The following is a 21,933-nucleotide window of genomic DNA, read 5'->3' on the forward strand; positions in this document are numbered from 1 at the left end:
TTGACCGGGTCGGAGAGCGGGTTCATCGAACTCGACGGTGTCGAGAAGGTCTTCGAGGTGCGCAAGAAGACCGGCTTCATGAAGCGGGAGCGGCGGCAGGTGCGGGCGGTCGACTCGATCTCCTTCCGTGTGGACCGCGGCGAGATGGTCGGCTACATCGGCCCGAACGGCGCCGGGAAGTCCACCACCATCAAGATGCTGACCGGCATCCTCACGCCCAGCGCGGGCCGGCTGCGGGTGGCCGGCATCGACCCTTCCCGGGAGCGGACGCGCCTGGCGCACCGTATCGGCGTGGTGTTCGGGCAGCGCACCACGTTGTGGTGGGACCTGCCGCTGCTGGACTCCTACCGGCTGATGCACCGCATGTACCGGATCCCGGACGCCCGTTACCGGGAGAACCTCGACCGTCTGGTCGAACTCCTGGACCTGGGCGACCTGCTGGACGTGCCGGTGCGGCAGCTCTCCCTCGGGCAGCGGATGCGCGGCGACATCGCGGCGGCGCTGCTGCACGACCCGGAGGTGCTGTACCTCGACGAGCCGACCATCGGTCTCGACGTCGTCTCGAAGTCGAAGGTGCGGGACTTCCTGCGGGAGGTGAACGCCGAGCGCGGTACGACGGTGCTGCTGACCACGCACGACCTGCAGGACATCGAGCAGTTGTGCAAGCGGGTGATGGTCATCGACCACGGACGCCTGATGTACGACGGTCCGCTCGCCGGGTTGCACGAGGCGGGGGAGAGCGAGCGGATCCTGGTCGTGGACCTGGAGCGGGAGCTGCCGCCCATCGAGGCGCCGGCGCCCGCGCGGGTCGTGCGGGTGGACGGTCCGCGGCAGTGGCTGGCGTTCCCTGCGGGGGATTCGGCGGCCCCGCTGGTGGCGCGGATCGCTGCCGAGTACCCGCTGGTGGACCTGTCGGTGCGGGAGCCGGACATCGAGGCCGTGATCGCCAAGATGTACGCGGAGAAGGCCGAGCGGGCGATCTCGTAGCCCCCGGCGGGGTGAACTCGTAATCTGCTGTGTATGACCGACGACGCCGTCCCGGACCTCCGCGCCTCCGACGCCGACCGTGAGCAGATCGCCGAGATCCTTCGGAACGCCCTCGCGGAGGGGCGCCTCGACATGGCGGAGTTCGAGGAGCGGCTGGACGCGACGTACAAGGCGCGCACCTACGGGGAGTTGGCGCCGATCACCCGGGACCTGCCGGCCGCGGGCGTCGCCGTGCCGTCGGTGTCCCTGACGAAGGGTGTGGCCGCCGGGCCGGAGTGGTCCGGGCGGATCGTCGGCGGCGAGGGGTCCTCCACGTGGGCCGTGGCCGTCATGTCCGGCTTCCAGCGCAAGGGGCGCTGGACGATGCCCCGGCGGTTCACCTGCCTCGCCTTCTGGGGCGGCGGGGAGATCGACCTGCGCGAGGCCGACTTCGCGGACCGCGAGGTCGAGATCAACGCGATCGCGATCATGGGCGGGGTGGATGTGATCGTGCCGCCCGGGGTCGAGGTCGTCGTCCGCGGCATCGGCGTGATGGGCGGCTTCGACCACCGCGAGGAGGGCGTGCCGGGCGAGCCGGGCGCGCCGAGGGTGATCGTGACCGGATTCGCGCTGTGGGGCGGCGTCGGGGTCCAGCGCAAGCTGACCCGCTCGGAGAAGCTGCGGATCCGCGAGGAACGCCGTCAGGAGAAGCTGGAGCGGCGGGCCGAGCGACGGCAGCTGGACGAGCCGCCTCGTCGGCACCGTCACGGCGGACACTGAGTCCCGGCGGCCGGATGGCCGGCGCGTGAGTGCAGCCCCGGCAGCAGTGTGCCCGCCGTCTGCGGCAGACGACGGGCACAGGGCGGGACGAGGGTTACAGCTCGGCGGGCGCCGACCCCTTCAGCGTCTCCAGGTCGACGGACTCCGCCATCCGCGCGTACCCCTTGTCGCTGGGGTGCAGATGGTCGCCCGAGTCGTAGTCGGGTCGCAGCCGCCGCGGGTTGTACGGGTCACGCAGCGCCTGGTCGAAGTCGGCCACGGCGTCGTACACCCGGCCGGCGCGGATCTGCGCGTTGATGGCCTGGCGGACCTGCTCACGCGCCTCGGTGTACCCGCGGTGTCCCTGGAACGGCATCAGCGTCGCCCCGACCACCTTCACACCGCGCGCGTGGGCCTGGCCCACCATGGTCCGCAGCCCCGTGAGGATCGCGTTCGGGTCTGCCAGGCGCGGGTTGCGCAGGATGTCGTTGACGCCGAGGTCGATGACGACGACCTTGACGTTCGTCCGCTCCAGCGCGTCCCGCCCGAAGCGGTTCAGGCCGCTGGGGTTGTCCGCGGGGCGGCCCAGGCCGTCGGCGAGGACCTGGTTGCCGCTGATGCCCTGGTTGACGACGCTGTAGCGGGGCAGGTCCCGCCCGGAGGCGATCTCGGAGCGCAGCCGGTCGGACAGCACGTCGGTCCAGCGGCTGTTGGTGTCCGGCGTGGAGGTGATGCCGTCCGTCAGGGAGTCGCCGAGGACGACGACCGTGCCGTCGGACTCGTTGCTCAGCACGTCCAGCGCCGTCAGGTACCGCCAGGATCCGATCCGCTCGGTGTACGGCGTGCCCGTGGCGTCCTGCGCGTGGTCGCCCTGGGCGACGTAGGAGATCTGCCGGGCGTGCCGGTGGTAGGTCACCGGGCCGGAGCTGGTGGGGGTGTAGGTGGTGATCAGGACGTCGGAGTCGTGCGGGATGACGACCCGTACCGCGTCGCTCATGACCTGCCGGCCGGGCGGGATGACGACCGTGGGGCCGCCGCCGAAGGTCAGCTGCCGCATGGTGTCCGCGAGTGCCGCCGCCGTACCGCTGCCCGCGGAGACGGCGACCGTCGCCCGCGTGATGCTCAGCGGCGACTGGCCGTAGAGATTGGACAGCGTCACGCGGGCACTCGTACCGCCGACGCTGGTGTGGACGACGTTGCGTACCGAACGGTCCGCCATGCCCGTGGTCTCCGTGCCCGGTTCGGCGGCGGAGGGGGAGGTGGACCAGGTGCCGACCCAGGTGCCGGTGGAGGCGGGGGCGGCGGAGTTGTGGGGGGCGCGGCCGTCGCCGTGGGCGTTCCGGATGCGCAGGTCGTCGTCGGGCGCCACGCCGACGTATATGGCGGTGGAAAGGCCCACGATCGCTGCGACGACCAGGGCCAGGAGGGCGTAGCCACGTCCTCGGGTCATGCTGTTCAGTTCTCCTCGGGCGATGGGAGCCCAAGGCTCCGATCTGATGTGCCCATGATGCGGCATGGGCCGGGGGAAGCTCACAGCACCCCGTGGCAATACCCCCTCCCGACAGACGCCGGGAACTCCTGTTCCGTTCCAGGAGTCGGTCAGGAAGGGACAATGTGTGCGGGATCACCAAGCGGGTGGAGCGGATGGAACGGACGAAAGCAGCAGAAAAGGGTGCCGGTGTCGGTGGGCAGCATGCCCGCCCCGGCGGCGCGGTGAACCGTGCGATGACGAGCTTCAGCCCTGCGGACGAGGAGAAACAGCGCGGCGTACGCCGGATGAAGCTCACCGCCACCGGGCTCCTGGTGTTCGTGGCGCTGGTCTACGTCCTGTCCACGTGGGCGCACAACGCCGGCGCCGGGACCTGGGCGGCCTACGTCGCCGCCGCCTCCGAGGCCGGCATGGTCGGCGCGCTCGCCGACTGGTTCGCCGTCACCGCCCTCTTCCGCCATCCCCTCGGCATCCCCATCCCGCACACCGCGATCATCCCCACCAAGAAGGACCAGCTGGGCGTCTCCCTGGGCGAGTTCGTCGGCGAGAACTTCCTCTCCGAGGACGTCGTACGGCAGCGGCTGCGCGCCGTCGGCATCGGCAGCCGCCTCGGCGCCTGGCTCGCGGTCCCCGAACACGCCGACCGGGTCACCGCCGAGCTGTCCACCGCCCTGCGCGGCGCCCTGACGGTCCTGCGCGACTCCGACGTCCAGGCCGTCGTCGGCGAGGCCATCACCCGCCGTGCGAACGCCCAGGAGATCGGGCCCGGCATCGGAAAGATGTTGGAGAAGGTCGTCGCCGACGGCGGCCACAAACGGGTCGTCGACCTCGTCGTCACCCGTGCGCACGACTGGCTGGTGCTGCACCGCGACGAGGTGATGGACGCCGTGGAGGGCGGCGCCCCGGGCTGGACGCCGAAGTTCGTCGACCGGAAGGTCGGCGAGCGCGTCTACCGGGAACTGCTGCGCTTCGCCACCGAGATGCGCGACATGCCCGGCCACCCGGCGCGCAGCGCCCTGGACCGCTTCCTCACGGACTTCGCCGACGACCTCCAGTCCGACACCGACACCCGCGCCCGCGTCGAGCGGCTCAAGGGCGAGGTCCTCGGCCGCGGCGAGGTCCAGGACCTCATCGCCAGCGCCTGGACGGCCGTACGGTCCATGATCGTCTCGGCCGCCGAGGACGAGCGCAGCGAGCTGCGGCTGCGCGTGAGGGCGTCCCTGCTGTCGCTGGGTTCGCGGATGGCGGGCGAGCGCAAGGTGCAGGACAAGGTCGACAAGTGGGTGGAGGGCGCGGCCGTCTACGTCGTCACCACGTACCGCAAGGAGATCACCTCCCTGATCACCGACACGGTCGCGAGCTGGGACGCCGAGCACACCACGAAGAAGATCGAGGCGAACATCGGCCGCGACCTGCAGTTCATCCGCATCAACGGCACGGTCGTCGGCTCCCTGGCCGGCCTGCTGATCTACACGGTGTCGCACGCACTGGGCGCGTGAGGCTTCGGGCGTAAGAGAAGCCGGTCAGGGCACCCGACGGGGATTCCGCTCGAAGAGGAGGGGGCCATGACCACCGCCCAAGCCGACACCGGCCACACCGTGACCACCGACATCCCCGCCCGCCTCGACCGCCTCCCGTGGTCGCGCTGGCACTGGACGATCGTCATCGGTCTCGGCACCGTATGGATCCTCGACGGACTCGAAGTCACCGTCGTGGGCAACATCGCCAGCCGCCTGTCGGAGCCCGGCAGTGGCCTGCCCATCACGTCGGGCGAGGTCACCGGCATGGCAGCCGCCCTGTACGTGGCGGGCGCATGCCTGGGCGCGCTCTTCTGGGGCCGTCTGACCGACACATGGGGGCGTAAAAAACTCTTCATGATCACCCTGGCGGTCTATCTCGCCGCCACGGCCCTCACCGCGATCTCCTTCGACACCTGGTGGTTCTTCCTCTTCCGGTTCCTCACCGGCTTCGGCATCGGCGGCGAGTACGCGGCCATCAACTCCGCCATCGACGAGCTCATCCCCAAGGAGTACCGCGGCCGCACCGACCTGATGATCAACGGCAGCTTCTGGCTGGGCGCGGTCTTCGGCTCGCTGCTGTCGATCGTCGCGCTGGACACGGACATCTTCGCGGCGAACGTCGGCTGGCGCCTCACCTTCGCACTCGGCGCGGTTCTCGCCCTGGTGATCCTCCTGGTCCGCCGGCACGTCCCCGAAAGCCCTCGCTGGCTGCTGATCCACGGCCGCGACGACGAAGCGGAACGCATCGTCTCCTCCATCGAGAGCAAGATCGAGGAGGAGAGGGGTGAGCCGCTGCCCCGCGCCGAGGGCGAGATCACCATCCACCAGCGCCGCAGCGTCTCCTTCCTCGAGATCGGCCGCACGGTCTTCTCCGACTACCGCAAGCGCGCGATCCTCGGCTTCTCCCTCTTCATCGGCCAGGCCTTCCTCTACAACGCCATCACCTTCGGCTTCGGCGCGATCCTGACGACGTTCTTCGACGTCCCGAGCGGCAACACCGGCTACTACTTCGCGGTCATCGCCATCGGCAACTTCTTCGGCCCGCTGTTCCTCGGCAAGCTCTTCGACACCGTCGGCCGCCGCATCATGATCTCCGGCACGTACATCCTGTCCGGCCTGCTGCTGTTCGGCACCGCCTGGCTCTTCGACCAGGGCTCCCTGAGCGCGACCACGATGACGGCCTGCTGGTGCGCGGTCCTGTTCTTCGCCTCGGCGGGTGCTTCCAGCGCCTACCTGACCGTCTCCGAGGTCTTCCCCATGGAGACGCGGGCCATGTCGATCGCGTTCTTCTACGCCATCGGCACCGCGGCGGGCGGCATCAGCGGCCCGCTCCTGTTCGCCAAGCTCACGGAATCCGGAGTCGTCGGCGACACGGTCCTCGCCTTCTCGATCGGCGCGACGCTGATGTGCCTGGCCGGCCTGGTGGCCGCCCTCCTCGCGGTGAAGGCGGAACGCCGCTCCCTGGAGGACATCGCCAAGCCGCTGACGGCGGCGGACGGTAATGCCACAGGCTCTGGCGACTCGGGGCCGAGGCAGGCGACGGCGTAGGTCCGACGGTCGAGGCGCGACCGGAGCATGTGGGCCGCGAACGTAAAGGAAAACAAGGGCGGGGCCGGCCCACATGCTCCGATCGCGCTACTCGCCGGCCCCCCGACGCGCCTGGTCACGCCTCCGCAGCAGCAGCAACCCGCCCGCCACCGCGCCGATCCCCGCCGCGGCGGCCCACCCCGCCGCATCCCCGGAACCGGTCGCGGCGAGGTCCTTCCCACCCACCGGAGACGCCGAAGCCTGCGCCCGGACACCCCCAGCACCCCGTGACCCACCGGACGACGTCCCCGGAGTCGGCGAAGGGCCCCCGGCCGGCTCCTCCACGCGGTCCCGGCCTCGGTCCCGGGTGAACGCGAGCGTCCCGAACCCCAGCTGATCGAACCCCCCGCTGTTGGGCCCGTAGTCCCCGCCCCCGCCCTCGGGCGCGGCCTTGGCGGCCGCCCGCGTGACGTACGACGCCGGCAACCCCCGCCGCTTGGTGTAGTGATTGGCGATCATCGCCCAGATGGGCCGCGTCATCCCCGGATCCACACGGGCGGCACCGGACGCGGTCTCCACCCCCGACCAGCCCCCGATCGCCCCCTTCTTCCGTGTGTTGGCCGTGTACGGCACATCCCCGCCCAGGCTCCACTTGGCCACGTACTGCGCGCCCTTGAGGAACCGGCTGTCGTCGTACCCGTACAGATCGATCCCCTGGTTCCACGCCATCTCGCACACCGTGCCCATCAGCCCGACCCCGAGCAGCGCATGCCCCTGGTCCCGCCCGGCCTCGACCCACTCGCCGAGCCCGTCCGCGTGGACGACGGGGATCGCGTGCCGGACCGACCCCATGCCGTCCCCGTGCTTGAAGTACTCCACGGCCCGCTCCACCACGGCCCGTTCGTCGCAGAAGATCCCGGTCGCGAGGACGCACGCGATGGCCGTCAGGTCCCAGTTGGGCCAGTAGTTGGTGACGACGGCGTTGTTGTGACGGCTCAGGAAGTCGTCGCTGAGCGGATGGAACACGTCGAGCATCAGCTCCCGCGCGCGCCCGAGGTCGAAGTCCCCGTGACCCCGGACCAGTTCGGCGGCGTTCGCGAACTGGTAGCCGTACAACCCCGCCGCCAGGAACCGATCCGCACTGCCGTCCAGCCGGGTCAGCTCCCCCGACCAGGCGTTGAGGATCGCCACGGCGGCGTCGGCACAGGCCTCCTCGCCGCTGACATGGAAGCGCAGGGCGTTCTGGTAGGCGGCGTGGATGTCGTTGTAGAGGATCCCGTAGTTCTCCGGCGTGCCCGAGCCCCGGTACACGACCGCCTGCGGATTGGCCCGCCACCCGCTCTGCGCATGCCGGTTGGCGGTGAGCTTGGCGAACCCGGCGGTGTACGGTCTGGCCCCCGCTCTCACCTTGGCCGCCATACGGTCCAGATCGGCACGGGTGTGCAGCAGCCCGGGGTGAACGAGGGGGGCGCCGGCGGCACCGGCCGGGGTGGCGAGCGCGGTCGCACCGACACCGGTGCCCATACCGGCACTTACACCGATGCCCGTTGCCTTCAGCATGCTGCGGCGGCTGATCTGTCGTATCACGTCGTCGTACCTCGGCGTCGTAAGTCGCGTACCTGCGGGGGACGGTGAGGAGACGGCCGGGCGGTGAGGCGATAACAAAAACTGCGCTATAGTTGATCTGCGTCCAGTCGCCGGAACTCCGGCAGCGGGACGATGCGTTGGTGGTCCAAGGAAAGACGCCCCACTTCCTGTGGGGAAATGCAGGTGCAAGGCCTGCCCGGCGCTCCGACGAGAACCCGGCCCTGGGATTCAGGGCCGGGTTCTTTTGTTGTTCCTGCCGAGGTGAGCCGGTCGGCGTGCCCCGGCTCACCGAGATCAGCCCGTCAGCCGCGCCGGTCCGCGACCGCCCACGACGCCAGCCCCACGACCCCCGCCACACCGAACACGGCAGGCCAGGCCCCCACCTTCCTCGCCAGCGGATGCGACCCCGCGAAGGCGGCGACATACGCGGCCGACAACGCCCCCGCGGCCACCCCGCCGGCCTGCTGCCGCCACTGCCGCGCCGCCGCCACACCGGCCACGGCGAGCACGACGCCGCCGAGCGGCCGCTGCCGGGTCCAGCGGGCCACGCCGTAGCCGCCCACGAGCCCGCTCGCGGCGACCACCGCGCTGGGAACCTTCGCCATACCTGCCTCCTGCGTCGTACACCTGCTCAAGATCCCGAGGCTAGCCCGCGGGCCTCGGAAACCCGAACCTGAGCCTGGGCTTGTCAAGTTTCCTCCTCCGAGCTATATAAGAAGACGTAGACCGTAGGGCATCGCACCCACTGCACCTGAAGAGAGGAGTGACCCGTGATGCTCATGCGCACGGACCCCTTCCGTGAGCTCGACCGACTCACCCAGCAGGTCTTCGGCCCCGCCGCCACCCGCCCGACGGCGATGGCGATGGACGCCTACCGCTCCGGGGACGACTTCTTCGTCCACTTCGACCTCCCCGGCATCGACCCCGAGACGATCGAGCTGGACGTCGAGCGCAACGTCCTGAACGTCCGAGCCGAGCGCAGGTCCCCCGCCCCCGAGGGCGCGGAACCCCTCGTCGCCGAGCGCCCCACCGGCACCTTCACGCGCCAGCTGTTCCTCGGCGACACACTCGACACGGAGCGCATCGACGCCTCCTACGAGGCCGGCGTCCTGACCCTGCGCATCCCGGTGGCCGAGCAGGCCAAGCCGCGCCGCATCCAGATCTCGGGCGGCGACACACGCAGGCAGCTCAGCGGCTGACCTCACCGCACGCCCACAGGCAGGCCGCGCCGCCGGCCGATCCCCGGCGGCGCGCCCCCCACGCACGCACCCCCGCACACACCCGGAGGAAAACCCCGCACATGAGCACGACGACGGTGCCCCGTGTGACGACGAGACGAGCCACTCACACCGCAGCCGCCGACGATGACGGCTGGCCGCAACTGGTGGACGCGGTCCGCGAGTCGGGCCTGTATCCCACCCGGGCGAAGGCGGAACAGGTCACCCGTACCGTCCTGGCCGCCCTCGGCACGCACGTCACCGGTGACGAACGGGTCGACCTGGCCCGCGCCCTGCCCGCGGAGGCCGCCCGGCTGATCGCCTCCCAGATCCCGGCCACACACCGCCTCCCGGCCGCACGATTCGTCGACGAGGTCGCCTCACGCACCCCCGGGGCGACGCCCGCCACGGCCCGCTGGGACGTCAGCTCGGTCCTGAGCGCGCTGCCGCCCCTCGTCGGCGACGACCTGGTCACCCGCATCCTGGCCCAACTCCCCACCGGCTACGCCCTGCTGTTCGGCCGAGCGGACCTGACTCCGGCTCCATAGTCTTCTGAAGACGTACGACGGCCACCGTCTCGGTCACGGACCGGCGGTGGCCGTCACGGTGCCCGATCCGCTGCCGCCAGGAGCCTCCTTGACCCGTACGACGACGACCACCCTCACCACTCCCGACGGCACGCACCTCGCCCACACGGACCACCACCCCGCCGGGGACCCCGCGTCCACCTTCCTCCTCCTGCACGGCCTTGCGGGCCACCAGGGCGAATGGGGCGCTCTCGCCCCGCGCCTGTCGGCCGACGGCCACCGCGTGGTGACCTACGACGCCCGGGGCCACGGTGCGAGCACCCGCATCCCGGTGACGACGACCCGCGAGGCCCACGTCCAGGACGCCGTGGCCCTGATCGACGCACTGCACCTGGCCCCCGCCACCCTCCTCGGCCAGTCCCTGGGCGGCCACACGGCCATGCTGCTGGCCGCGTCCCACCCCGAGCTGGTGCAGTCCCTGATCCTCGTCGAGGCGGGCCCGGCGGGCCCGAGCCCGGACCTTCCCGCTCAGATCGCCGGCTGGCTGGACAGCTGGCCGACCCCATTCAAGTCCCTCGAGGAGGCGGAATCCTTCCTCGGCCACGAGGCATGGACGAGGACGCTGGAGCAGCGAGCCGACGGCTGGCACTCCACCATGGACCGCGACACGATCATCGCCTCAGTCGCCGAACTGGCCACCACCGCCTACTGGGAGGAGTGGTCCCGCATCACCTGCCCGACCCTGCTCATCCAGGGTGAACGCGGCACGATGCGCCCCGGCGAACCGGCCGAGATGCTCAGCCGCCGCCCGCAGACGCGGCTGACCCGCATCCCCGACGCCGCCCACGACGTCCACCTGGATCAGCCGGAACGCCTCTACGAGGCGATCGCCTCGTTCCTGCGCGACTGAAACGCGCCACACCGCACCCGCGCCGGTCCACCTGCGACAACCCCGTCGATGCCCGCTTTTGTGCTGCCCCGAGCTCCGGGTCACAACTGAACCCACACGAAACAAGGTCTTGTCGCCGACTTAAAACGATGGTTATTTTAACCGCCATTCGAAGTCCGGCCTGATCATCCGGGCGACCTCAAGGCGTGTGCATGTCTCAAAGAAGGGCAGTGCCATGACGCTTGACAGCGCGCGGTTTTCTCGTCGGGGTTTTCTGGGGCTCGGAGTCGCGGCGGGGGTCATCACGCTGACGGCGTGCGGGTCCGGCGCCGGTGCGGCCGACGCTCCGCTGGTGATGACGGTGTGGGGCGGCGACCCCGACCGCAAGACGTATCAGGCCCGCATCGACCTGCTGGTCAAGAAGCACCCGGACCTGAAGGTCAAGCTGCAGCTGATCCCGGGCGACGCGTACCCGCAGAAGGTGCAGACGATGATCGCCGGCGGTACCGGGCCGGACATCATGCAGGTCGCCGAGAGCGTCAACACGTACTCCAGCAAGAACCAGCTGCTGGAGCTCGACGACCTCGCCAAGAAGGCGAACCTCGACCTCGAGCAGCGGTTCGGCCCGGTCGGCTCCCTCTACACGTACCAGGACAAGCTTTACGCGATCCCGGACCGCTCCGGCGCCGTCACCGTGTTCTACAACAAGGACATGTTCGACAAGAAGGGCATCAAGGCCCCCACCGCGGACTGGACCTGGGACGACGCCCTCGACGCCTTCAAGGAGCTGACGGTCCCCGGCAAGGTCTGGGGATACAGCGGTGCCGAATGGTTTCCGCAGTGGTGGAGTCTCGCCTACCAGAACGGCGGCACCATCATCGACGCCCAGGGCCGGCCCGCGGTCGACAGCGACGAGGTGGTCGAGGCGCTCCAGTGGGCGGGCGACCTGGTCTTCAAGCACAAGGTGGTGCCGAGCAAGGCGGACTACGCCGACATGGGCCCCAACATCGGCGGTGACCAGGCCTTCCCCAACCAGAAGGTCGCCACCCACGCCAACGGCTTCTGGGTCATGGCGGGCCTGACGAAGGTGACGTTCGACTGGGACATCGCGCCGATGTGGCGCGGCAAGAAGCAGGCCGTGTCGGCGTTCGGCAGCGGTCTCGCGATCTCGCGCACCTCCAAGCAGCGCGACAACGCCTTCAAGGCGATCGACTTCTTCACCTCCCCCGAATCGCAGAAGAAGATCATCGCCTCCGGCCAGGACGTGCCGGCCAGCCTGGAGGTGCAGAAGAGCCAGGCGTTCCTCAAGCCGTCGTGGATGAAGACGGACGTCGACATGGGAGTGTTCGCCGAGTCGAGCGCGTTCGTCTTCCACGCGCCGTTCATCCCCGAGTGGCAGGAGATGATCGACACGATCTCGAGCGGCCTCGCCGACTTCTGGCTCGGCAAGGAGCGCAGCGCCAAGAAGGCGTTGACCGCGGTACAGAAGGACCTCGAGTCCCTCATCAAGTCCGCGGGATGACCGCGATGGCGACCACGACGGCCCCCACCCCCGAGACGTCCTCGGCGGCCGGGAAGAAGCCCCCGTCACCGGGGAAACTCAAGCTGTCCAAGCGGCGGCGCCGTGAGGCGCTCTCCTTCTACCTGTTCATCTCGCCGTGGGTGATCGGCTTCCTGGTCTTCCTGCTCGGGCCGATGATCGCGTCGATCTACTACTCCCTGACCGACTGGGACTCCTTCAACCCGCCGAAGTGGGTCGGCTTCCAGAACTACGTCAAGGCCCTCACCGACGACCCCGTGTTCTGGAAGGCCCTGTGGAACACCATCTACTACGCGGCGATCTCGGTCCCGCTGGGGTTGGTGCTCGGGCTGTGGCTGGCGAACCTGCTCAACAAGCAGATCCGGGCCCGCAAGCTGTTCCGCACCCTGATCTATCTGCCGACGCTGATCCCGCTGGTCGCCACGGCGATGATCTTCCGCATGGTGCTCGCGCCGAACGGCCCGGTCAACGACTTCCTCGGCCTGTTCGGCGTCTCCGGCCCCGACTGGCTGCTCGACGGCCCCTGGGCCAAGCCCGCCCTGATCCTGATGTCGGCCTGGGGTGCGGGCGCCGCGACCGTGCTGCTGCTCGCCGCCATGAAGGGCATCCCGCGTGAGCTGTACGAGGCGGCCGAGGTCGACGGCGCCAGCGCGACGCGGCAGTTCTGGAGCATCACGCTGCCGCATCTGACGCCCATCATCTTCTTCAACCTGATCATGGGCCTGATCAACGCGTTCCAGATCTTCTCGCAGATCTACATCCTTCTCCCGAAGGGCAAGAACGCCGCGAGCTACGACGCGGCCCAGACCCTGGTGCCGCTCCTGTTCGACCAGGCGTTCAACTACTACCGCATGGGCTACGCCTCGGCGATCTCCTGGCTGCTGTTCCTGGTGATCCTGGTGTTCACGGTGATCGCCTTCCGCACCACCCGGCGCTGGGTGTTCTACGAGACCGAGGTGAAGTGATGTCGACCCTGGCGACCCCGGTGCGCAAGCACGGGCACGAGGACCGACGGGCCCCCGTCGCACGGGCGTTCCGCGCGACCCCCTTCACCTACGGCACTCTGCTGATCGTGGCGGCGATCCTGACCACCCCGCTGGTCTTCGTCGGTTCGATCGCCCTGTCCAGCGACGCCACCGTGAACAACGGCGCGTTCACGATCATCCCGCGCGAGTTCCACTGGGACAATTTCTCCCGGGTGTTCACCACCGAACTGCCGGTGGGCACCTTCCTGCTCAACTCGGTGCTCATCTCGCTGTTCTCGGTGGCGGGGCAGATCCTCTCCAGCGGCCTGGTCGGCTACGCCTTCGCCCGGCTGCGGGCGCCGGGCAAGAACACGATGTTCCTCGTCGTCATCGCCACGATGATGATCCCGTCGCAGATCACGATGATCCCCCAGTTCATCCTGTTCCGGGACCTGGGCTGGGTGAACACTTTCCTGCCGCTGATCGTGCCGAACTTCTTCTCCAACGCCTTCAACGTCTTCCTGGTACGGCAGTTCGTCTCCCGGCTGCCCAGCGAGCTCGACGAGGCGGCCATGATGGACGGCCTGGGCTTCTTCGGCATCTACCGGCGGATCATGTTCCCGATGCTCCGGCCCGTCCTGATCGCCATCGGCATCTTCACGCTCACCCACACCTGGGGCGACTTCATGGGCCCCCTGATCTACCTCAACGACGAGTCCAAGATGCCGCTCGCCCTGGGCGTGCAGTACATCACCGCCACTTCGCAGGCGGGCCAGGCCCCGCCCTGGAACCTGGTGATGGTCGGCTCGATCCTGCTCGCCCTGCCGATGATCCTCGTCTACTACCTCGGCCAGAAGTACCTGTACGAAATGGACATCAGCGGCGGAAGCGCGGGAGTCAAGTGAGCCACCCGACCACACTCGACCACACCACCACACTCGACCAGGGCATCGCGCTCGACGCCCGCGGTATCCGATTCGAGGGCAATCCGCAGCTCGTGCTGTGCGCGTCCCTGTTCTACTTCCGCCTCCCCCGGGAACAGTGGCGCGCCCGGCTCGCCCAAATCCGGGCCTCCGGTTACACCTGCGTGGACGTCTACCTGCCGTGGAACTTCCACGAGACGGCCCCCGGGCGCTGGTCCTTCGAGGGCAGGCGGGACGTCGCCGCCTTCCTCGACCTCGCGCAGGAGGAGGGGCTGTACGTCATCGCGCGGCCCGGCCCCTACATCTGCTCCGAGTGGGACGGCGGCGCGCTGCCGGCCTGGCTGGGCCTGGACCGGGAGCTGCGGGTCCGTCAGAACGAACCGCGCTTCCTCGCCGGGGTCACCGCCTGGTTCGACCAGGTGCTGCCGATCCTCGCCGAACGCCAGTACCCGGCGAACGGTCCCGTGATCATGGTGCAGTTGGAGAACGAGCTGGACTTCTTCGACTGCGACGCCCGGACCGGCTACCTCACCGCCCTGCGCGACCAGGCCGTCCGTCACGGCATCACCGTGCCGCTGATCGCCTGCTCCGGACAGGGCGACCTCGAGGGCGCCACCGGCGACGTCCCCGGTGTCGTACCGGCGTGCAACTTCTACCCCGACGACGACTCCCCGCACATCGAACCCGAAGTCCGGCACTACGCCGAGCTGCTGGCGGAGCGCGACCTGCCCCTGCTGATCACCGAGACCAACCGCCGCCACCGCACCCTGCGCCGGCTCCTGGCCAGCGGCGCCTCGCTGATCGCCCCCTACCTCCAGTCCTCCGGCTGGAACTTCGGATACACCCCGTCCGCGGGGAACTGGGGCAGGCCCGGCAACCTCATGAGCCACGGCTACGACTTCGGCGGCTATGTTTCCTCCACCGGCACCGAACGCCCCGAATACGCCGAGGCCCAGATCCTCGCCCGGGTCATCGACACCCTGGGCCCACGCCTGGCACTCGCCACCCCGACCATCCCGCGCACGCCGGTCACCACCGACTTCCCGACCAGCTCGTCACCGTCGGCCCTGCGGCTGGACGGAGGGGGCCTGCTCCTCGCCGTACCGCACCTCGGGACGGGGGCCGGGGCGGGAACGGCGGTCGTGAACGGGGTGCCGGTCGCCGTGGCGCCGGACTCGTGCTCGTTGATGCTGCTGGACGTGCCCTTGAACGCGTGGGGCCACGAGGGGACGCTCACTCTGGCGTCCGCGGACCTGGTGGCGGCGGGGGAGGGCGTCCTGGTGTTCTCCTCCAAGGTGCCGGTCACCGTCGTCGTCGGGGACACGCGGGTCGAGATACCGGCGCCGGAGGCGGGAACGCCGCAGCGGGCGACGGCCGCGGGGCTGACCCTCGTAGCGCTGGCCCCGGCAGACGCCGTACGCCTGCGCGCCACGGACCGCGACGGCACCGTACGTCTCGACGAACCGGCACCCGCACGGCCCGCCGCATCGGAACCCGTCGCGGTGCGGCACGCGCGGCGCCGAGCGGATACCGCTCCCGAACGGCCGGCCGGCCGGCACGAACTGCCGCCCACGCTGGAGTCGCTCGGCGTGTACCGGGGGCGCGGGACCTACCGGACCACAGCGGACCTCACGGGCGTCGACGAGCTGCTGCTCGTCGGGGCGGCGGACATCGTCGATCTGTCGGTCGCCGGCCGGGTGCGGCCTACGATCGCCGGTTTCGGGGCCACCCGGCGGATCGACGTCCGGGAAGCGACCGGTTCCGTCGACGTCGAGGCCGTCGTGGAGATCTGGGGACACGCGAACTTCGACGACGCGCGCCTGCCCGCCCTCCGCCTCGGCGCGCTGCGCGGGCTGGGCACGGTGTGGACTGTCCGGGAGACGGAGGACGTGTCGGCGCTCTGGTCGGTGCACGGCCACTGGGCGGGCCGCCTGGCACCCCTGCGCGAGCTCGGCGGCTGGAGCAGCACCCGCGTCGGCACCCCCGTCACCTACACCCGCGAGATCCGAACGGCCACTGCGGCGGCCCTGCACCTCAAGGGGGTGGTCGAGCCGGTGCGGGTCACCGTGACCGACGGCGAGCCGCACACCGTCCACGCCGAGAACCCGTGGATCTCGCTGCCTGCGGGCACCCACCGCATCTCGGTCACGCTGCCGCACCACCCCAGCGGCGGCGGTCTCCGGGCCGAACTGCTCACCTTGGACCCGGTGACGGACTGGACGTGCGCCGCGCAGGACGACGACCTGTTGACCGCCTTCGCCACCGAAACCGAATCCGCACCCGGGCAGGAGGTCCGGCTGCCGCTGGTCCTCGCACCGGGGGAGGAGGCGTGGCTGGACGTCGACCTGCCCCCGCCCCACGACGGCCTCCTGCTGCGCCCGGACGGCATACAGATCAGGGTGACCGGCTGGGCGGACCGGGAGTGCGTGGGCAGGGTCTGGGTCGGTGACCGGCCGGACTTCTCGGGCGGCGACGCGGATGTCCTGTGGATTCCACCGGGCTGGTCCGGGCTGACGCTGCTGGTGCGGGGCGCCGCGGGACCGGAGGCGCCGGAGCTGCGGGTGCTGCGGCTGGAGTCGTCCGACTCGGAGGGGCGGCAATAACCGGGTGCACAACTGCGAGTGGCCTCCTACCGTCGGTCCCCGTTGAGTTGCACCAGGAGGGTGTGTGTCACCGGAAGACGAAGCAGGCGTGTACGAGATCCGGATCCACGGATACCCGAACTCGCAGGAGGCCCTCGCGCTCCAAGCCCCGATCGAACGCCTCCTCTGCCCGGACCCCGACCACGCCCCGCCGTGCGAGGTCCCGTGGAGCTTCACGCTCTCCAGTGCGGAAGGCGACTCCTGTGCCCTGGTCCTGGGCGTGTATACGCCCGGCGACCAGGCCACGCAGGTGGCAGAGCGGGTCCGCACCCTCGTGGGCGAAAAGCACCCCGTCTCCGTGAGCGAGGGCGAGGCCGAGGACTGGGAGGAACTGGTGGAGCAGTACCGGTTCGAGAGGGGGCTGCGCTCAGAGCGGGGCGGCTCTGAGCAGTAGGGGACCGGGCATGTTGGGGTGCCCCGTGACGCTGCACTTGTCGCACACCCGCACTGTGAACGTCTCCGGCCCTGGACGGCCCGCGGCATCGTAGGCGTCCAGGCCACCTCGCCGCGCTTCACAGCCCGCACCCATCGATGCGCTGTTTCTCGCTACCTGGGCCCGCCACCCCCTACCGCCGCCCGGCCACGGATCCGCACCCCCACCCACCGACCCCGCCGCCCCACTTCCGGGCCGCCCGGTCGGCGAAATCCCCGCGGTGGAGGGGCGGGTGTCAAGAGTGAAGCGAAGCGCAATCGGCGCCAGCCGACGCCCGAAGGGCGCTCTTGACACTCGCCCCGGAACCGCCAACCTCGGAAAAACCGGGCGGCCGTAAGCACCTCCTGGCCAACCAGCAATCCATCGCCGGAGACACCAGGCGCTCCCCGTCATCGCGGAGGACTTACCCGGCCGCTCTCCGCTAGCCGATGGCACAGCCAGCCGGCCTGCAGCACATCAAAGCCCCGTGCACCGCGCGTAACGAGGGCCAGCCTGTCTATGTCAGTCGCTCACCGCGCAGCGGGCATATTGCCGTCGCGCCAGTCATTCACGCGCTTGCGGATGCTGGCGACCATGGGAAGCCTGTCGACTTCTGCGGGATCGAACCAGCGGACGTCGGTGGACTCCTCGGACACTGCCAACTGCCCGGACACGGGACGAGCGAGGAAGCAGATGGAGAACTCCTGCCGCACCTCGCCGTCGTCGTAGGCGAAGACGTGACGGGGGTTCGTGTAGGTCCCGACGATGCCGATGATCTCGACATCGAAGCCAGTCTCCTCGCGGGTCTCTCGTATCGCGCACTCCGGCAATGACTCACCGATGTTCATCGCGCCCCCAGGGAGCGCCCACATGCCGTTGTCGCGTCGACGCTGAAGCAGGATGCGTCCGCCGTCGTCGACAACGACGGCGGAAGCGGCCGGAATCAAGCTGTTCGCAGCGGGGGCATCCGGGGCGTCCTCGTAGTCGCGCCTACTCATTACCTTCCTCTTCCCATACCGGAGTTCCTCGCGCCCACAGTTCCTCAACGTGTGAAGCGAAGCGGTCGAACATGCCGTCGTCCTGGTGACGACGCAGATGCAGCGTAGGAGCATCGTGGCCGACGCTGTGCGTCAACAGAGGAGTGACGATCATGTCGTCATCGAAGCGGAAGACGGACAAGTGCGCGTGCCCACCGCTGTACCGTGCGTCGATGCCCGGCTGACTTCTGATCTTCTCCAACTCGGACAGCGTCACGCGGATTCGCGTAGACAGCGTGAGCGCAACGGCCTCGTCCTGCTCCCGGGACCGCGTGAGCTCGCTGTCAGGCTCGCCCAGCAAGAAGCGCACCCGACATCCCTGAGCAGCCTTGCGCTGTAACGCAGCACCGAGCCGGGCCTGCTCCAACCACAGAAAGTAATTGGTGTAACCGGCGAACGTCAGCTCTCGCTCGGCTTTTGTGATCAACGATCGCCACAGCGAGGCCGGACAACTGGACCGGTACGGGTATACGGACACCACTTCACGGTCCGGACCAACCTTGATCGCCTTCTTTACGGCGGCAGGCCACAACACTGCCTCATCCTCCCCGAGTGCCTCGCAGACGTCCCACCGATGCCGGGCATGGGGGATGCGCCCGGCTTGAGTGAGCCATCGGCCGACCGTCTTGATGTCGACTCCGCACTTCTCGGCTAACTGACGGTCGGTCATTCGGGCTTGAAGCATGGCACGGCGTAGCGCTTCGTTCACGAGTACCCCTTAGGACGCTAGGGACGTTTTCACGGTAGGCCTACTTCGTGCCTAACGGTCAGGGGACGAAGTAGGAACGCACCACCAGGGGCGGAAGTGTGGTGGACGCATGACGCGCAGACCCCCGCGACCGTGGCGACGGTCCGGGGGCGTGGCCACCAACGAGAAGGGTTGATGACATGGCCCACGGTATCGCCGGCCTCTTGGAACCGCTCCTGCGGTTCCTGTTCCGCGCTTCGGGGCGTCACAGAGCGGCTCGCTCACGCTCCGAGACGCGACCTCAGGACGACACGCCTACCGTTCCGCACGCACGCATGCCTGCGCTCCGGGGCGAGGACATCGGCCTAGTTCGCCCGTACCTCGTCGCCCACGAGCGCCGTGAGCGGGAACGGCGACAGAGAGCGCGGCGGCGAACGCTCGTGTTCGCTACGTACGGACTCGATATCGGCCTACGCAGGCCCCACGGCGTGGAAGTGGCAGCCTGATGAGCTACGACCGGGACAGCGTGCCTGCGGTCGCCCCTGGGCTGCGACTGCTGCCGTGGGAGAGCGACACCGGCAAGCCGTGCTTCCTGTCCACCCACGGCGCTCCCGGCCAACTAGCGCGCATCGCAGACGAGATCGAAGCAGACCAGTTGGATGACGGCGCACACGTTCTCAAGGGTGCTCAAGCTGTCTTGGATGACACGAAGTCCGGGGAGTACGCCGTACGCCACGCGCTGCGCGCCGCCACCCAGTGCCTTGGCGATGTCCTGCGGATCGCCGACAGCAGAGGGGCCCGTTTGTCACAACTGGTAGACACCGACGATGACGGCGATCGCGACCGGGATGACGGCACCGATGACGACGAATCGCAGGCTCCCACCGGGGCGTTCGGATGAATGAGGGCAACGCGAGCGCGCCGTCGGTATCGGTTCGCGGAATGGACACTGACGATTGCGTCGACCATGGCGGTGCGCCACTTCGGCAAGTGCCTCACGTGCGGCCAACGCTCCGCAGATATCGCGGAATCGGACGAGGCCCAGGTGTGGTGTCTGAAGGACGCGGGCCTGACACACCACACCGGCTACGAATTGTCGGCGTTCCAGTACTTCAATGCCGTGATGACTGACCCCGAAGTCGAGCAGCGAGCGCCATAGATCGGGGTCAGCCAGCCAGGTCCTGTTGGGGGCTGTTCGAGCATCTGCCATGGCGGTCAGCCCCCGGCTTGGCCCGGAACGTCTGGAAAGTCAGTGCCGAGAGCTGTTCGGTGCGGCGATATCGGCGCTTGCAGGCAGGCGGAAGTATGGATCGGACCAGTTGACCGAGCCGTCCGCATCTGCTTGGGCCACGTGCTGGAGCAGCAGTGCTGTGGGGACCTGTATGTCGATGTCAGCTTCGCCGATCAAGAGGCTGGTTGTTATTGGTATGGACGGGTAGTCGATGCCCAGGAGGCTGCATATGTACTCGAAGTCGGCGTTCGCGTTGTTGTCGCCGAGATCTCCGTTGAGGTAAGCGCGAAGGCGGGAGCAGACATCTAGTATCGCATTTCCGCTGTCTGTCACGCCGTAAAGTCCACCTTGCAGGCTGTCGCTTGCCAGGAATCCGATAAGGGAGAGCCGTTCGATCTCTAGCCGTAGTGCGTTTGGATCTACAGCTAGATCCTTGGCTGCACTTCGATGGTTTCGGTAACCGTGCTCTCCTACGTATGACAGGATCCTCAGCGGCAGCCCAGGGCGCCTTGACGACGCGAATTGGGTCACATTTTGCTGAGTGAGACCTCCGAGAGCTACCTGGAGGAGTAGGTCCTTCGTGATCTCCTCTCGTAAGGAGTTGTAGACAGCTTCACGTGCCTGCTCGTCGTCTGCATCGAAGTCTGTCGGCACCCAGAAGACCCGCAAGCGAGTCAGACTTGCTCGCATGGTTTTCAGGTAGTCTTGGGTTACCTCAGCAAAACGAGCGCGGCTTCGGCTTTCGTGGCGGGCTATGTACACGGCTGCAGCGATGTCCTCCTCGTGGAGGAGGGTCCTCAAGTCCTTATCAATTCCATCCCCGCCATGCTTCCAAAGGGTCTGGCCGGCGACTACCTTCGACCAGTCCTTCTTCAGGTCGCAAGAGAAGTCGAAACGCTTGCGTTGGCCTTCCGTGTAGCCGAAGAGCTGTGATCTTGACGCGCTCTCCATGATCTTGAGAGCCGCGTGAGAGAGGAAGTCGTGCTCGGCTGACTGCGCCATGGTCGCTCCAGGGATGTGAGGGCTGCTACTTAGCTTCGTGCCTGGTGTAGCCGTCGACACTGTCGTAGACGATGTCAATTCCCTCTATGTGGAGAAGGCGCAAAAGGTCGTCCTGAGGCCTCTCCGGGAGCAAGAGGGTCAGTTTGGGATTGCGGGGCTCGATGTGCCGAACGAGGTCCTTCAGTTGACCTATGGCGGTGCGCACCTCTTCGCGACTGCTGGAGCCCCTTATCGCATAGAGTTCATGCTCGGTGGCGTCGTAGAGGTCAGTCTTGAGGATGGTGGTTGTGCCCGAGATTTTGACTTGATACGCGAAGACATTGTGCTCGCGTCGAGTGAGCTCCTTGAGATACTCCTCTCGGAGCGTTGATTGACGCAGGTCGGCTATGAGGCTGGGTTGGGCGGCCCGCCTACTCTCTGAGGCTCGTTTCCTAGTCGGCTCCACCATCCTGCAGGTGACTACTGTGGCGGAAACCCTTTGCGTATCGGTGTCTTTTGCGCGTGTGATGACATCCTGGCTGAGGTGTTCGTAAGCGCCCTTGGGGCGTAACCGGAAGACGATGATGCGACGACGCTCGCCCTTCTCGTCATGGGCTTCGCGTACCGTGTATGGAAGCCTTGAGTCTAATTCGAACTCGCCCACGTACCGCTGCTGCTTGGCGGAAGAGGATCGATCGGCAACCTTCCCTACCGCCATGAAGACGCGTAGTGATTTGCCGTTCTCTGCATGGCATAAGACGGCTGCATTGCGCGAACCATTCCGCCCAATGAATGTCTGGTCGCCGCGGGTGCCCTGCCCTGTGTACTCGAAGATGAGCCCGAGGTCGTCTGCTTCCTCCAACCAGCCGTCCTCGTATCCATACTTCTTGCCACTGTCATGGTCTACGTAGATGAGGATGTTTGGGCTGTCCTTGGGGGTGATGATCCCTCCTTGACTGCCTCCGCCGAACGCTTCGTGCATGGCGGCTCGGGTAGTCAGCTGCCCAGGTTTGATCGGAGTCGTGTCCACATC

Annotated in this window: 21 protein-coding genes; 14 read left to right on the forward strand and 7 right to left on the reverse strand. The window is 68.3% G+C overall.

Translation table 11 applies throughout. The annotated features are described in order from the left end of the window. Entirely contained in the window at positions 1-987 is a 987-nt protein-coding gene (locus tag ABTX60_RS17880; RefSeq protein WP_352097973.1) for an ABC transporter ATP-binding protein, read from the forward strand. A gap of 33 nt (positions 988-1,020) precedes the next feature. Further along, entirely contained in the window at positions 1,021-1,746 is a 726-nt protein-coding gene (locus tag ABTX60_RS17885) for a DUF1707 SHOCT-like domain-containing protein (RefSeq protein ID WP_352097974.1), read from the forward strand. Positions 1,747-1,840: 94 nt separating this feature from the next. Here ABTX60_RS17885 and ABTX60_RS17890 read toward each other — a convergent pair whose 3' ends face one another. Beyond that, positions 1,841-3,175, reverse strand: a complete 1,335-nt coding sequence (locus tag ABTX60_RS17890; protein ID WP_352097975.1) for an SGNH/GDSL hydrolase family protein — start codon at positions 3,173-3,175, stop codon at positions 1,841-1,843. A 194-nt stretch (positions 3,176-3,369) separates the two neighbouring features. Here ABTX60_RS17890 and ABTX60_RS17895 point away from each other — a divergent pair, with 194 nt between their 5' ends. Both ABTX60_RS17895 and ABTX60_RS17900 read left to right on the forward strand, forming a co-directional pair. Further along, positions 3,370-4,713 carry a DUF445 domain-containing protein gene (locus tag ABTX60_RS17895; RefSeq protein WP_502992347.1) on the forward strand — a complete coding sequence of 448 codons (1,344 nt, stop codon included), beginning with the start codon at positions 3,370-3,372 and terminating at the stop codon, positions 4,711-4,713. A 66-nt stretch (positions 4,714-4,779) separates the two neighbouring features. Next, complete coding sequence (locus ABTX60_RS17900; RefSeq protein WP_352097977.1) at positions 4,780-6,282, forward strand: MFS transporter; 1,503 nt, start codon at positions 4,780-4,782, stop codon at positions 6,280-6,282. 87 nt (positions 6,283-6,369) lie between these two features. On the opposite strand, the gene ABTX60_RS17905 is transcribed toward ABTX60_RS17900, so the two are convergent. Next, on the reverse strand, positions 6,370-7,821 hold the full coding sequence (locus tag ABTX60_RS17905) for an alginate lyase family protein (protein ID WP_352098098.1): 1,452 nt from the start codon (positions 7,819-7,821) through the stop codon (positions 6,370-6,372). 329 nt (positions 7,822-8,150) lie between these two features. After that, positions 8,151-8,453 carry a hypothetical protein gene (locus ABTX60_RS17910; RefSeq protein WP_352097978.1) on the reverse strand — a complete coding sequence of 101 codons (303 nt, stop codon included), beginning with the start codon at positions 8,451-8,453 and terminating at the stop codon, positions 8,151-8,153. A 168-nt stretch (positions 8,454-8,621) separates the two neighbouring features. Between ABTX60_RS17910 and ABTX60_RS17915 the strand changes: the two genes are divergently transcribed. From ABTX60_RS17915 to ABTX60_RS17950, 8 genes are all read left to right on the forward strand, one after another. Further along, a complete protein-coding gene (locus ABTX60_RS17915; protein WP_352097979.1) occupies positions 8,622-9,047 on the forward strand; it encodes an Hsp20/alpha crystallin family protein in 426 nt (141 codons plus the stop codon). Positions 9,048-9,148: 101 nt separating this feature from the next. Then, positions 9,149-9,613 (forward strand): DUF2267 domain-containing protein, encoded by a 465-nt coding sequence (locus tag ABTX60_RS17920; protein ID WP_352097980.1) that lies wholly within the window; start codon positions 9,149-9,151, stop codon positions 9,611-9,613. 88 nt (positions 9,614-9,701) lie between these two features. Beyond that, positions 9,702-10,502 carry an alpha/beta fold hydrolase gene (locus ABTX60_RS17925; RefSeq protein ID WP_352097981.1) on the forward strand — a complete coding sequence of 267 codons (801 nt, stop codon included), beginning with the start codon at positions 9,702-9,704 and terminating at the stop codon, positions 10,500-10,502. A gap of 214 nt (positions 10,503-10,716) precedes the next feature. Continuing rightward, positions 10,717-12,003 (forward strand): extracellular solute-binding protein, encoded by a 1,287-nt coding sequence (locus ABTX60_RS17930; protein WP_352097982.1) that lies wholly within the window; start codon positions 10,717-10,719, stop codon positions 12,001-12,003. A 5-nt stretch (positions 12,004-12,008) separates the two neighbouring features. Beyond that, positions 12,009-12,986 (forward strand): carbohydrate ABC transporter permease, encoded by a 978-nt coding sequence (locus ABTX60_RS17935; protein ID WP_352097983.1) that lies wholly within the window; start codon positions 12,009-12,011, stop codon positions 12,984-12,986. After that, the gene (locus tag ABTX60_RS17940) at positions 12,986-13,891 is read left to right on the forward strand and encodes a carbohydrate ABC transporter permease (protein WP_352097984.1); all 906 of its coding nucleotides are present in this window, start codon (positions 12,986-12,988) and stop codon (positions 13,889-13,891) included. The genes ABTX60_RS17935 and ABTX60_RS17940 overlap by 1 nt, the downstream gene beginning before the upstream one ends. Continuing rightward, positions 13,888-16,512, forward strand: coding sequence for a beta-galactosidase (locus tag ABTX60_RS17945; protein ID WP_352097985.1), 2,625 nt, complete (start codon positions 13,888-13,890; stop codon positions 16,510-16,512). Before ABTX60_RS17940 ends, ABTX60_RS17945 begins: the two co-directional genes overlap by 4 nt. 64 nt (positions 16,513-16,576) lie before the next feature. Continuing rightward, a complete protein-coding gene (locus ABTX60_RS17950; protein WP_352097986.1) occupies positions 16,577-16,945 on the forward strand; it encodes a hypothetical protein in 369 nt (122 codons plus the stop codon). A 548-nt stretch (positions 16,946-17,493) separates the two neighbouring features. On the opposite strand, the gene ABTX60_RS17955 is transcribed toward ABTX60_RS17950, so the two are convergent. Continuing rightward, on the reverse strand, positions 17,494-17,961 hold the full coding sequence (locus ABTX60_RS17955; RefSeq protein ID WP_352097987.1) for an NUDIX domain-containing protein: 468 nt from the start codon (positions 17,959-17,961) through the stop codon (positions 17,494-17,496). Next, entirely contained in the window at positions 17,954-18,709 is a 756-nt protein-coding gene (locus ABTX60_RS17960; RefSeq protein WP_352097988.1) for a DUF5919 domain-containing protein, read from the reverse strand. Before ABTX60_RS17960 ends, ABTX60_RS17955 begins: the two co-directional genes overlap by 8 nt. A gap of 484 nt (positions 18,710-19,193) precedes the next feature. Between ABTX60_RS17960 and ABTX60_RS17965 the strand changes: the two genes are divergently transcribed. Next, on the forward strand, positions 19,194-19,589 hold the full coding sequence (locus tag ABTX60_RS17965) for a hypothetical protein (RefSeq protein WP_352097989.1): 396 nt from the start codon (positions 19,194-19,196) through the stop codon (positions 19,587-19,589). Beyond that, a complete protein-coding gene (locus tag ABTX60_RS17970; RefSeq protein ID WP_502992343.1) occupies positions 19,590-19,847 on the forward strand; it encodes a DUF7848 domain-containing protein in 258 nt (85 codons plus the stop codon). It abuts the gene before it with no gap. A 90-nt stretch (positions 19,848-19,937) separates the two neighbouring features. Here the strand turns inward: ABTX60_RS17970 and ABTX60_RS17975 are convergent, their stop codons facing one another. Together ABTX60_RS17975 and ABTX60_RS17980 are read right to left on the reverse strand one after the other, a co-directional pair. Next, on the reverse strand, positions 19,938-20,921 hold the full coding sequence (locus tag ABTX60_RS17975; RefSeq protein ID WP_352097991.1) for a hypothetical protein: 984 nt from the start codon (positions 20,919-20,921) through the stop codon (positions 19,938-19,940). A 25-nt stretch (positions 20,922-20,946) separates the two neighbouring features. Next, the gene (locus ABTX60_RS17980; RefSeq protein ID WP_502992344.1) at positions 20,947-21,930 is read right to left on the reverse strand and encodes an SRA domain-containing endonuclease; all 984 of its coding nucleotides are present in this window, start codon (positions 21,928-21,930) and stop codon (positions 20,947-20,949) included. Positions 21,931-21,933: the final 3 nt, after the last annotated feature.

Origin of the sequence: Streptomyces sp. NPDC126510, assembly GCF_040302345.1 — a bacterium.
Lineage (GTDB): Bacteria > Actinomycetota > Actinomycetes > Streptomycetales > Streptomycetaceae > Streptomyces.